The sequence below is a fragment of the Actinocorallia lasiicapitis genome, from assembly GCF_054778695.1.
Genome location: NZ_BAAGZI010000168.1, coordinates 1 through 11,676 on the forward strand (window position 1 = coordinate 1; position 11,676 = coordinate 11,676).

The following is an 11,676-nucleotide window of genomic DNA, read 5'->3' on the forward strand; positions in this document are numbered from 1 at the left end:
TCCCCGACCCGGATCCAGACCTGCGCCGGCGTCTGCAGCGCGGCCCCGACCCCGTCGACGACCACCAGCGCGACGCTCTGCACGACCCCGAGCACGGCCCCCGCCCACAGCGAGCCAAGCCAGCCACCCAGAAAGACCCCACCCCGATTCCGCGCCCGCTCACCGAACCTCCGCTGCGTCCGCAGATTCGCCAGCCCGAACACGACCACCCCACTGACGACCCCGACCAGCCCGGCCTCCGGCGCCACCGACGGCACCCCCGCGACCAGATCACGCCCCCAATGCGCCCCCAACCAGGGCCCCGTGACAGCCGCCACCCCCCCGACCGCCAACGCAACACCCCGCGCCCCCACAGACCGCCCCCCGGCGGCGCGGCCCGACCCCGTGAGGCCCTCGCCCCCGGTCGTCAACGCGACAGTCTCGGCACTCCGTGACCGCGGTTCGGTGGGGCGGAAGGGGAGGAGGGCGATGGTGGCGGGGAGGAGGGCGTAGAGGGCCGCCTTGGGGACGGTGTAGGAGGTGGACCAGGCCAGGTCGGCGAGGTTCAGCCAGGGGGCGGTGGCGGCGACGGCCATCGTGAACTTTGCGACTAGCGCGGAGAGGACGATGCCCGCCCAGATCGTGGTGAAGCGCGGTCGCCGGGTGAGATGGCGGAAGGTGTGGGCGGTCCAGGCGGTGCCCGCGAGCAGCAGCGGCACGTAGACGAGCAGGGGTGCGGCCTGCCAGCCCGTCTCGGGGAGGAGGCGGCCGGGGGAGCCGTAGAGGGCGAAGTAGCCGACCGGGTCGAGCACCGCCCCGGCGACGATCAGGGCGGCGAGCACCCCGGTGACCAGCAGGGGAAGAAGACGGGACGGCAAGGGCACTCCTCGGGGGCGGCGCGGAGTGCCGAAATTACATGAATAGTCCTCATGTTTCTAGTCCCCGGTGAGGATCGCCGCCGAACCGTAGGAGCCGCCGAACCCGGTGATCAGGGCGGGACCCCCGCCCGCGCGGACTTGCCGGACGGCCTCCGCCGTGTTGTTCAGCCCGTGCACATATCCCTCCGACAGCAGCCCGCCGTGCGGGTTCACCCGCTCCAGCGCGGCCTCCAGCCCGTCGGCGAGATCCGCCCTGGCGAGCAGTCCGAAGTCCTCGAGCTGCCGGGGGACCAGCCAGCTGTAAGCGTCGTAGAGCAGGGCCGTCGTGAGGTCCGACGGCTTCATTCCGGCCGTGTCGTAAAGGCGGTCCGCCAGATAGTGGGCGAAGATCCGGCTGACGTCCTCGGCGCGGTCCATCGTCGAGCAGCCGGGTCCGCCGCCCCGCACGACGGCGTGGATCAGCGGCGCGCCGGGACGCGGCCGGGTGACCACGAGCGCGCAGCCCGCGTCGGTCTCCTGGCAGCAGTCGGCCCGCCGCAGCGGGGAGGCGATCATCGGTTCGGCGAGGTAGCCGTCGAGGGTCAGCTCCTTGCGGACGAGCGCCCGCGGGTTGGCCAGGGCGTTCCGCCGCGACCGCAGCACCACCTGGGCGAGCTGCTTCTCCGACAGCCCCCTGTCGTGGAGGTACCGCTGGGCGGCGAGCGCGAACTGGTGTACCGGGCCGGCCATCCCGTACGGGTGCGTGAACTGCTCCTCGGTGCCGTCACCGAGCTTCAGCCCGAGGGTGTTCATCCGCCGGCCCGACCGCCCGTTGAGCGCCCGGTACACCAGGACATTCCGGGCGATCCCGCTGTCCACGAGCATCGCCGCGTCGGCCAGGATCGACGCGCACTGGGTGCCGCCGCCGTAGATCTCGTTGTGCCAGCCGATCTCGTCCATCCGGAGCGCGCGGGCCAGGTAGAGGACGGGCGCCGAGTCGTTGAGGTGGTAGCTGAGGATCGCGTCCGGCCGGTCGACGCCGGCCTCGTCGAGGGCCTGGCGCGACGCCGTCAGCGCCAGGGACAGGGCGCTCGCCCCGGACTCCCGCGAGATCGCGGTCATCCCGATTCCCGCGACGGCCGCCCGGCCGGAGAACGACTGCCTGCTCAAGCGGGCCGGCCCGGGACGTGAACGTCGCCTGCGGCGGAAGGGGCGCGATCCTTCCTCCGCAGGCGACGGCTCGTGGTCCGGGAAAGTTCGGCGATCACTTCGAAGAACGTTCCCGGAGGCATGTCAGGAAACTAACCCCAAACCATCGCCAGCGCAAGCGCTTGCTTGGTAAGCCTTCCGGTAACGGTTGAATCTCGGTGGCTTGGCGTGTGTGCTAAAGCTGCCGAAGGAATCGGTTCAGGGTCTGTCGCGGAACCGCGAACCTGCCCGCTTCAGGTCGATATCGATCTTGAAGGGCGAGTCGACCGTGAGCTGGTCGTGGTGGATTCCGGTGAGAACGTAGCCGCCCTCCGCGGAGCTGCGCTCGAAGGTCTTGACGACGGGTCGTGTGCCGACCCGTTCCACGGTCCAGTAGTGCGGGATGCCCGCACCTGCATACCTCCGCGGTTTCACGTCTCGGTCGCGCTCCTCGGAGTCCGGGGAGATCACCTCGACGGCGAGAAGGAGGTCTTCGGGAAGGTAGTAGGTGCGGTCCTCCCCGAAGGCCGTTTCGGTGATGATCGCCACGTCGGGCTCGGGCATCTGCTTCCTGCCGAGCTTCACGGACATCTCCCGGATCGCCGTCCAGCCGGGTGGTGCCAACTCTCCCAAACGGAGCTCGAGCAGGGTGACCATGGAGGAATGCCATTGGCGTTGCGGGCTCACGAAGACGAGGCTCCCGTCGATCAGCTCAGTGTGCCGGGGAAGGTCACGGAGCTTGAGGAAGTCCTCCACGGTGAAGCCGCCTTCTGGCGGGATGGCCCAATCGGGGAGGGGATCGGCGGTCATCGGGGTGTCGTCCTCCTCGTTCACGGACATGACCTCAGGCTACGCCGCGCTGCCCGGAGGGACCAAGGCCGCGCGCCATGCCTGATTCTCACTGCCCGAGGGGCTGACCATCGGCCGTTTCCTATATTTCGGTATTACTCGAATTTGGGGAGATTTGTTAGGGCTGCGTCGCCCGGCTCCACGCCGACGATCTGACCGCCAAGCTCAAGACCTTCGACAAGCCGTGGGAGGCGGCGTTCAAACGCGACTCGTTCGCGACGATGGCGTGCCCGTCCTGGATGCTGGGCGTCATCAGGGAGAAGGCGGGCGCCGCCTACCGGGGCAAGTGGGACGTCACGGCGATCCCGGGCGGCGGCGGCAACTGGGGCGGCTCGTACGCGGAGCCTGCGAGTCCAGCGGATGATCGTTCATAGAGGGCCGAGCATTCGGGAGCGTGTCCCTTCGCGTACGCGGCACTGAGGGTCGGGCAGACGATCCGCTGGCCGTCGCCGGGCTCGATCGTGATCGTCGTGGGGGTCTCGGTGAGTTCTGCCCATACAGTCCCGATGTCGTCCTTGCGGTGGACCGGGCCGACGACGCTGTCGGTTCCGCGCGGAGATGCGGTCTGGATGGCCGGTGGTGGGGCGCTTTCTGGAAGAGCTTGCGAGCGATCTCCTCGGGTGTCACGACGTCGCCGTCGTCGACTTGAACATGCCACCCCTCGTCGGCGGTGGAAGGCCCGGCGGTGAGCCCGAAGACGACGGCTGCTACCGCGACAGATGCAGGGACACCTTCGGCCGTCAAAGCCTGATCGGCGGCCGAATGCTGTGTCGCTATGACGCACAACCAGCGACCGAAATCAACGTCTCGTTCCTGGCGTCCCTGCGCGGTCGAAGCACCAGCAGTCGGAACTCCTCGTCGCCCGGATCCAGGGCACGGACTTCACCTCCCCGCGCATCCTGCCGACCCGTCTGGTCGTGCGCTCTTCGAGCTGAGGCGCGGGCCGGCGCCGTCAGGGGCGGGGGAGGCGGGCGAGGGTCTGTTCGGCTTCGGCCATGACGCGGGTGATGAGCTCGGCGCAGGTGGGGAGGTCGTTGATGAGGCCGACGACCTGGCCGGAGGCCATGACGCCCAGGTCGGCGCGGCCGTCGACCATGGCGGCCTTGAGGAGCATCGGGGTGTTGGCGGCCATCAGGACCTGCGCCCAGGTGAGCTCGCGGCCGTGTTTCATCCGGTTGCCCTCGCGGATCATCGCCGCCCAGGACAGGCCGGACAGCTTCTTGAACCTGGCGCCGTTGCGGGCGGCGCGCAGCAGGCCGGTGAGGCGTCCCGCGGATTCGAGCTGGGCGACCAGTTCGGAGGTGAGGACGCGGTGCGGCATTCCGTCGACCTTGGTGGTGACGAGGGTGTCGCGGACCGACTTGCCGAGGTAGACCTTCTTGACCTCGTCGCCGACGGGGGAGTCGGCGGTCAGCAGGAAACGGGTGCCCATCGCGATGCCGGCGGCCCCGTAGGACAGGGCGGCGACGAGGCCGCGACCGTCGAAGAAGCCGCCCGCGGCGATCACCGGGATGTCGACGGCGTCCACGACGTCCGGGAGCAGGACCGTGGTGGGGACGGGCCCGGTGTGGCCGCCGCCCTCACCGCCCTGGACGATCACGGCGTCCGCGCCCCAGGCGGCGACCTTCTCGGCGTGCCGCCGCGCCCCGATCGACGGGATCACCACGACCCCGGCGTCCTTGAGCCGTCCGATCAGCTCCCGGGACGGCGCGAGCGCGAACGACGCGACCCGCACCCCCTCCCTGATCATGATCTCGACGCGTTCGGCGGCGTCGTCGGCGTCGGAGCGGATGTTCACCCCGAACGGCTTGTCCGTCCGCTCCTTGATCTTGCGGATGGCGGCGGTCATCTCCGGCACGGACAGGGTGGCGGCCGCGACGATGCCGAGCCCGCCCGCCGCCGAGGTGGCGGCGGCCAGCCCCGCTCCGGCGACGAACCCCATCCCGGTCTGGACGATCGGATGCTCGATCCCGGTCAGTTCGGTGAGCGCGGTCTTCACGCGGGCACCTCGCGTTCCCTGATCCCCCGGGGGTCGAGCACCTCACGCATGAGCCGCAGCTCTTCGGCGGTGGGCGTCCTGGTCGTGGGCACGTCGTCGGGGACGACGAGTTCGAACCCGGTCGCGGCGACCACGTCGGCGACGCTCACGCCGGGGTGGACGGAGCGCAGCCGCAGCCGTCCGTCACCGGTCGCGAAGTCCAGCACGCACAGATTGGTGACGACGCCCCGCAGGTCGTGCGCGCCCCGGTCGTTGCCGACCCCGGACACGAAGTCCACCCGCTCGACGAACACCCGTGTCGAGTGCTTCGGCACCCAGAAACTGGTCGAGTTGATCCGGGTGTTGCCGGGCGCCCCGCGCGCGCCGAGGAGCTGTGATTTGGGCCGGTCGTGCGGGCCGATGTGGCTGATGTTGCAGTTGCCGTACCTGTCCATCTGCGACGGCCCGAGCCACACGTGGCGGCGTCCGTTCAGCACCAGCCAGAGATGGTCGCGGAACGGCAGCCACCCTTCGACGTCACCGGCGGGCGCGCCGAGCGGCACCGGCCGCGCCGTCAGATAGGGCCCGCCGTCCGTGGTCAGCAGCCCCGGTTCGAACGTGGCGCGGGCGAGCCGCGCGCCCAGCGCGGGCGTCATCCCGGCGACGGCCGCCGCGACGATCTCGCCGTCGCCGCGGAACAGTTCCGCGCAGGCGACCGCGCACACCTCGGCCCTGGTGGCCGTCTCCGTGTTCATGCGCCCTCCTCGTGCCATGCCCGGACGGCGTCCTGGTAGGCGGCCTCGTCGCCGTCGAGGAACCGGGCGCGGAACGCCGCCCACTTCTCGGGGTCGGCCGCCGACTCCACGTAGAACCGCTGGAACTTCTCGTCGCGCCGGTCGTCGTCGCCGGTGGTGAAGTGGGCGCCCCCGGGGGTCTCGACCACCCCGGTCACCTGGGCCCTGCTCACCAGAAGGGCCTGTACGGGGCCTTCTTTGAGCAGGTCGGCGGTGTCGACGAGCTTCTCGCACGACACGTAGGTGCGGTCGGCGGCCTTGGCGTACAGGTCGTCGAAGTAGGGGTCGCCGCCGAGGTAGAGGGCGTTGCCCCGGGCGTCGGCCCGTTGCAGGTGCACCAGCGCGACGTCCATGGTCAGCGCGGGCACGGCGAGGAGTTCCTCGTCGCCGTAGGGGTTCCGCACGGTCTTCAGGGCGGGGTTGCAGGTGAGGACGTCGGAGCCGAGCCCCGCGTAGGTCGGCAGGAACGGCAGCCGGTGGGCGGCGGCGTACAGGCCGAACATGAACATGCCCTCGTCGTACTCCTCGAACTCGATGGTCCCGCTCTGGCGGGCTCGCCGGAAGTGCGGTTCCAGCGCGATCGAGTCGAGCGTCACGAACGGCGCGACCAGCTTGCGGATCTTTCCGGCCGCGCACAGCAGCCCGACGTCGGCCCCGCCGTAGGAGATCACCGTCAGATCGGTGACGGGCGCGTTGCAGATCGCCCTGACCAGCGCCATCGGCTTGCGCCGCGATCCCCAGCCGCCGATCCCGACCGTCATCCCGCTCTCCAGCGAGCCGACGATCTCCTCGATCGTCATCTGCGCGCCCATTACCCCTGCTCCTTCGCGACGCCCCGGCTCGCCCGCACGAACGAGTCCCGGTGCTTGTCGCCCGCGCCCTGCAGGTTGAGTTCGTAGGTGAATCCCTGCTCGAACCGGTAGGACCGCTTGACGTCCACCGGATCGATCCCGTTCAGCGACTCCTTGGCCCGCCGGATCACGAAGGGGTCCTTGTCGGCGATCTCCGCGGCGACCTCGAACGCCTTCGCCCGCAGTTCCGCGCGCGGCACCACGGCGAGCACCGAACCGTGGGCGTGGAGCTGGTGCGCCGTCGCGGTCCGTGTCGTGTAGACCATCGCCCGCATCAGATGCTGGGGGACGAGCCGCGCGAGATGGGTGGCCGCGCCGAGCGCCCCCTGGTCGACTTCGGGCAGCCCGAAGGTCGCGTCGTCGGACGCCACGATGATGTCGGCGTTGCCCACGAGGCCGATCCCGCCGCCGAGGCAGAACCCGTGGACGGCCGCGATCACCGGGACCTCGCAGTCGTAGACCGCGGCGAACGCCGCGTAGCACCCGCGGTTGGCGCCGAGGAGGGCGGTGAACCCCTCGGTCCGCTGCATCTCCTTGATGTCGACGCCCGCGTTGAACCCGCGTCCTTCGGCGCGCAGCACGACCGCGCGGATCTCGGGATCGCGCCCGGCCCGCGTGATCGCGTCGGCGAGGTCGAACCAGCCCTGGACGGTCAGCGCGTTGACCGGCGGCACGTCCACGACGACCTCGGCCACGCCGGGAGCGGCCACAGTATGCGTGATCCCCATACCCCACCCTCATCGATGTTTACCTAACGCTTGCTTGGTACCGTAGCATGGCGGCACAGGGAGGTTCGATGGCGGTCAGCTATGACTATCGGGGAAAGACGGTGCTGGTCACCGGCGGGACGAAGGGCATCGGAGCGGGCATCGCCCGCGCCTTTCTGAACGCCGGGGCCGAGGTGGTGGTCTGCGCGCGGACGGAGCCCGACCGGCCCCCGTCCGTCGCGCTCGACTACGGCGAACGCGCCGCGGTGTTCCTGCCGTGCGACGTCCGCGACCCTGACGACGTCACCCGGCTGATCGAGCAGATCATCGCGCGGCACGGCCGGCTGGACGTCGTCGTCAACAACGCCGGCGGCTCCCCCTACGCCCTCGCGAAGGACGCCTCGCCCAAGCTCCACCAGCGCGTCATCGAGCTGAACCTGCTCGGCCCGCTGCACGTCGCCCAGGCCGCCCACCGGGTGATGGAGGAGGGCTCCATCATCATGATCGGCTCGGTCAGCGGGGTGCGCCCGTCGCCCGGCACCGCCGCCTACGGCGCGGCCAAGGCCGGGCTGCACCATCTCGCGGCGTGCCTGGCCGCCGAGTGGGCGCCGCACGTCCGCGTCAACAGCCTGGTCGTGGGGCTGATCGAGTCCGGCGACGACCAGGCCGAGCACTACGGCGGCGCGGAGGCGGTCCAGCTCATCCGGCGGACGATTCCCGCGGGCCGGTTCGCCGTCCCCGACGACGTCGCCCGCGCCTGCCTCTACCTGGGCGCCGAACCCTTCGTCACCGGCTCGACCCTGACCATCGACGGCGGCGGCGAACAGCCCGCCTGGCTCTACCTCGCCCAGCAGCACCTCTAAGGAGAACCCCCATGGGAATCGTGGACGGCCGCGTGGCCATCGTGACGGGCGCGGGCCGCGGCATCGGCCGCGAGCACGCCCTGGAGTTCGCCCGCCAGGGCGCGAAGGTCGTCGTCAACGACCTCGGCGTGGAACTGAATGGCGCGGGCGAGCGGACCAGCGCGGTCGCCCGGTCGGTGGTGGAGGAGATCAGGGAGCTGGGCGGCGAGGCCGTCGCGAACGGCGACGACATCGCGAGCTGGGACGGCGCCGAGCGGCTGATCCGCACCGCCGTCACGGCGTTCGGCCGGCTCGACATCCTGGTGAACAACGCCGGTTTCGTCCGCGACAGGATGCTGGTGTCGATGGGCGAACAGGAATGGGACGACGTCGTCCGGGTGCACCTCAAAGGCCATTTCGCGCCGCTGCGCCACGCGGGCGCCTACTGGCGGGAGCTGTCCAAGGCGGGCCACCAGGTCGACGCGCGGATCATCAACACCTCGTCGGGCGCTGGCCTGCTCGGCTCGGTCGGCCAGGGCAACTACGGCGCGGCCAAGGGCGGCATCGCCACGATGACGCTGATCGCGGCCGCCGAGATGTCCCGGTACGGGGTGACGGTCAACGCGATCGCCCCGGCGGCCCGCACCCGGATGACCGAGGACGTGTTCGCCGAGATGATGGCCAAGCCCGCCGACGGCTTCGACGTCATGCACCCCGGCAACGTCTCCCCGCTCGTGGTCTGGCTGGGCAGCGCCGAGGCGCGGCACGTCACCGGGCGGGTCTTCGAGGTCGAGGGCGGTGCTATCTCGGTGGCGAGCGGCTGGCGGCACGGGCCGCGCGTCGACCGGGGCGCCCGCTGGGAGGCGGCCGAGGTCGGCCCCGCCGTCGACAAGCTGCTCGCCGAGGCCCCCGACCCCGAGCGCGTCTACGGCGCGAGCTGAACAACGAACCGATACATCTCATGGTGTTTTGAATCTCTGTTGACCGGCGGCCGGGTTCACTGGTCGGCATGAGCATCCTGCTGCCGACCCACCCGGCCGTCCGGGCCCTCGTCGAGGCCATCAACCACGGCGATCGTGACGCGTTCGCCGCCCAGCTCGCCCCCTACGCGGAGCTCACCGACGACGGCACCCGCCGCGACCTCGGCCGCTGGATCGACGACGAGATCTTCGCGGTGCACGGCCGGCTGGCGGTGCGCGAGGAGTCCGCCGACGGCCTCGCCCTGCTGGCGCGGTTCCGCAACGACACCGCGGGGGAACGCTCCACCCGCTGGAACTTCACCCTCCGCGACGGCAAGATCGGCCGGATCGACCGCGATCAGCTCGAGACGTCCCCTGCCTGACGGCCGGTGGCGGCACACCGTCGCGATCACGCAGGACGGCCCCCGCATCCTCACTCGTCCCTGACTTCACCTTCCCTGATCGCTCGCGGCGGCAGGACGGCCGCGGCCTCGGACGCGTCGGCGATCCGGTCCCGCAGGGTGCTCAGCAGCTCGTCGGACTGGGCGGTGAGCCGGTCGATCACCGGGATCGCGAGATCCTCGCGGACGGAGTCGGCGAGCAGGTCGTCGTACTCGTGGGCGTGCGCGGCGAGATCCTCGAGCTGGCGGCAGGCGCGGTAGGCGGTGTCGGCCTCCCGGGTGCGTTCGGCATATCGTTCGAGCGCCTCGACCCGCCGGGTGACGGCCGCCACCGACAGCGCCAGTTTGTCCTGCTGGGGCTGGAGCGCCTCGGCCACCTCGGGTGCGAGCGCCAGCGCCGCGGCGTCACGGCGGAGCTTGGACTGGCGGGCCAGGATCTGCGCGATCTCCCACTCCTGGCGGGGTAGCTCGACGGCCGGATCGATCCCCTCCAGCAGCCCTTCGGCGACGACGGCCGACGACCGCACGGTGTCGGCGGCCTTCTGGACGCGCGCCAGCAGCGCCTGCCCCTCCGGGTCGAACTCCTCGACGTTGAGGAACCGGTCGGACCGGTCGGTGAGGGCGCGGGCCCTGCGCAGATCGTCCAGCAGCCGCCGGGACGCCGCCGCGATCACCAGGACCGCGATCACCAGCCAGCGCAGATCGCCGTCCAGGACGAAGAACGCGACGACGGCCGCCGCGACCGCCGCGAACGGGAACGACCGCAGCAGCGGGCCGCGCCGCGCGATCAGCGAGTCGAGCTCGGCGCGGAGCGTCGGATCGGTGACGGGCCGCAGATCGTGCCGGACGGGCGAGGCCGGTGAGGCGGGCGACACCAGGGTCCACACGGACGGGACGTGGGTCTCGAACGCGAAGTCGCCGTCGGTGATCTCGACTTCGGCGGGGCCCTGCTCCAGCGGCCAGATCCCGGTCGGCCGGGAGCCGCCCTCCCCGGCGAACAGCACCCACCAGCCGTTCTTGCCGTTCTCGCAGCGGTACCGGCCGGGTGGCATGTCGATGCCCACGAAGTACGTGCCGGTGCCCGGAATCACTTCCGCCAACCGAACCTCCCCAGCCCGCCCCCCGGCACGTCGGGGGACTACCTACCCAGGCTGACCCGGACTATGACCATCGGATCAGGACTTCCTCAGGAGAAACATGGCATACGCCGCCAAGGTCGTGTTGTCGAACAAGACGCCGTCCCGGATCATCGTCTCGAACGCGGCGAGCGAGATCCAGCGCTGCCGCATGTCCTGCTCGCCGACCTCCCTGCGGTGCGGGCCCGCGGTGAGCCCGGTCGCGAGGAACACGTCGCACTCCTGGGTGGTGAGTCCTGGCGCGATCGCGAGCCGCCCGATCCGCTCCATCCGCTCGGCGCGCAGCCCGGTCTCCTCGACCAGCTCGGCACGGGCCAGCTCCTCCCCGGGCGGGCCGTCCGACGGCCAGGTGCCCTGCACGAACTCCCACGACCGGCGCTCCAGCGGATACCGGTACTGCTCGACCAGATGGAACCCGCCGTCCTCGAACGGGATGACGCAGGCGGCCGTCGGCTTCTCCACCACCGTGTACAGGCCGGGAGAGCCGTCGGGGTAGCGGGTGACGTCCTCGCGCAGCGTCAGCCACTGGTTGCGGTACACCTCGCGGCTGGATACCTGCTGCATCGTCGTCCCCCGTACTGTCCCGTCCTGCGCCGCCCGAGCGGGCGTGCGCCGCCAACTTAGCGCCCTGCCCTACCCTCGGAGCATGATCTCCCGACCGCCGATCGTGCACGACGACCCCGAAGGCGAGACCCCCTGGGCCCTGCAGCTCGCCCTGCGCGTGGAGAAGAAGGATCCGCCGTCGCACGAGGCCGTCTGCGAGGCCGCCGCCACCGCCGTGGTGCTGCTCCTCGCCGACGCGGACTTCGCCGACCAGGTGGCCCGCTGGGAGGACGGCCGGATCCGCAAACTGACGCGCCGCGCCCGGGGCGCACGCTGGCACGACGCGCAGCGGCTCCCGGGCGTCACGGTCGAGCACCAGGGCGCCGAGGTCCGCGCCTTCCCGCCGGGCCCCGTCACCGAACTGCCGCCGGAACTGGCGAAGATGCAGGTCGCGGGCACCGATCTGGAGCACGGAACGACCAAGGAGCCCGCCGCGCCCTACTGCGCGCTCGTCCTCGACCCGAAGGCCGGGATGACGACGGGGAAGGCCGCCGCCCAGGCCGGGCACGCCGCCCACCTGCTGTTCCGCCGG

At 71.1% G+C, this 11,676-nt stretch carries 14 protein-coding genes; 5 read left to right on the top strand and 9 right to left on the bottom strand.

Going from position 1 to position 11,676, the window contains the following annotated elements; genetic code table 11:
- The 3 genes from ACYVE7_RS19035 to ACYVE7_RS19045 all read right to left on the bottom strand — a co-directional run.
- Positions 1-857 (bottom strand): hypothetical protein (locus tag ACYVE7_RS19035; RefSeq protein WP_460366288.1); only part of this gene is annotated, 857 nt, incomplete at its 3' end.
- A 57-nt stretch (positions 858-914) separates the two neighbouring features.
- Positions 915-2,006 carry a thiolase C-terminal domain-containing protein gene (locus ACYVE7_RS19040; RefSeq protein ID WP_460366290.1) on the bottom strand — a complete coding sequence of 364 codons (1,092 nt, stop codon included), beginning with the start codon at positions 2,004-2,006 and terminating at the stop codon, positions 915-917.
- Between the two features lie 237 nt (positions 2,007-2,243).
- A complete protein-coding gene (locus ACYVE7_RS19045; protein WP_460366292.1) occupies positions 2,244-2,864 on the bottom strand; it encodes a Uma2 family endonuclease in 621 nt (206 codons plus the stop codon).
- 230 nt (positions 2,865-3,094) lie between these two features.
- On the opposite strand from ACYVE7_RS19045, the gene ACYVE7_RS19050 reads away from it, so the two are divergent.
- Complete coding sequence (locus ACYVE7_RS19050) at positions 3,095-3,247, top strand: hypothetical protein (RefSeq protein WP_460366294.1); 153 nt, start codon at positions 3,095-3,097, stop codon at positions 3,245-3,247.
- Between the two features lie 578 nt (positions 3,248-3,825).
- Here ACYVE7_RS19050 and ACYVE7_RS19055 read toward each other — a convergent pair.
- Genes ACYVE7_RS19055 through ACYVE7_RS19070 form a run of 4 tightly spaced genes read right to left on the bottom strand, consistent with a single transcriptional unit; the run spans position 3,826 to position 7,224 of the window.
- Positions 3,826-4,872, bottom strand: coding sequence for an NAD(P)H-dependent flavin oxidoreductase (locus tag ACYVE7_RS19055; RefSeq protein WP_460366296.1), 1,047 nt, complete (start codon positions 4,870-4,872; stop codon positions 3,826-3,828).
- Positions 4,869-5,606, bottom strand: a complete 738-nt coding sequence (locus tag ACYVE7_RS19060) for a CoA-transferase subunit beta (RefSeq protein ID WP_460366298.1) — start codon at positions 5,604-5,606, stop codon at positions 4,869-4,871. The genes ACYVE7_RS19055 and ACYVE7_RS19060 overlap by 4 nt, the downstream gene beginning before the upstream one ends.
- Positions 5,603-6,457 (bottom strand): CoA transferase subunit A, encoded by an 855-nt coding sequence (locus ACYVE7_RS19065; RefSeq protein ID WP_460366300.1) that lies wholly within the window; start codon positions 6,455-6,457, stop codon positions 5,603-5,605. Before ACYVE7_RS19065 ends, ACYVE7_RS19060 begins: the two co-directional genes overlap by 4 nt.
- Positions 6,457-7,224: an enoyl-CoA hydratase family protein gene (locus ACYVE7_RS19070; protein WP_460366302.1), complete on the bottom strand. Its 768-nt coding sequence runs from the start codon at positions 7,222-7,224 to the stop codon at positions 6,457-6,459. The genes ACYVE7_RS19065 and ACYVE7_RS19070 overlap by 1 nt, the downstream gene beginning before the upstream one ends.
- Positions 7,225-7,292: 68 nt before the next feature.
- On the opposite strand from ACYVE7_RS19070, the gene ACYVE7_RS19075 reads away from it, so the two are divergent.
- The 3 genes from ACYVE7_RS19075 (at position 7,293) to ACYVE7_RS19085 (ending at position 9,387) form a co-directional block, all read left to right on the top strand.
- Positions 7,293-8,066, top strand: coding sequence for an SDR family oxidoreductase (locus ACYVE7_RS19075; RefSeq protein WP_460366303.1), 774 nt, complete (start codon positions 7,293-7,295; stop codon positions 8,064-8,066).
- An 11-nt stretch (positions 8,067-8,077) separates the two neighbouring features.
- Complete coding sequence (locus ACYVE7_RS19080; protein ID WP_460366304.1) at positions 8,078-8,986, top strand: SDR family oxidoreductase; 909 nt, start codon at positions 8,078-8,080, stop codon at positions 8,984-8,986.
- A 68-nt stretch (positions 8,987-9,054) separates the two neighbouring features.
- Positions 9,055-9,387, top strand: a complete 333-nt coding sequence (locus ACYVE7_RS19085; protein ID WP_460366305.1) for a nuclear transport factor 2 family protein — start codon at positions 9,055-9,057, stop codon at positions 9,385-9,387.
- Positions 9,388-9,437: 50 nt separating this feature from the next.
- On the opposite strand, the gene ACYVE7_RS19090 is transcribed toward ACYVE7_RS19085, so the two are convergent.
- The gene (locus tag ACYVE7_RS19090; RefSeq protein ID WP_460366308.1) at positions 9,438-10,496 is read right to left on the bottom strand and encodes a hypothetical protein; all 1,059 of its coding nucleotides are present in this window, start codon (positions 10,494-10,496) and stop codon (positions 9,438-9,440) included.
- Positions 10,497-10,580: 84 nt separating this feature from the next.
- Entirely contained in the window at positions 10,581-11,105 is a 525-nt protein-coding gene (locus ACYVE7_RS19095) for an NUDIX domain-containing protein (protein WP_460366306.1), read from the bottom strand.
- Between the two features lie 82 nt (positions 11,106-11,187).
- On the opposite strand from ACYVE7_RS19095, the gene ACYVE7_RS19100 reads away from it, so the two are divergent.
- On the top strand, positions 11,188-11,676 hold a 489-nt coding region (locus ACYVE7_RS19100), incomplete at its 3' end, for a hypothetical protein (protein WP_460366307.1).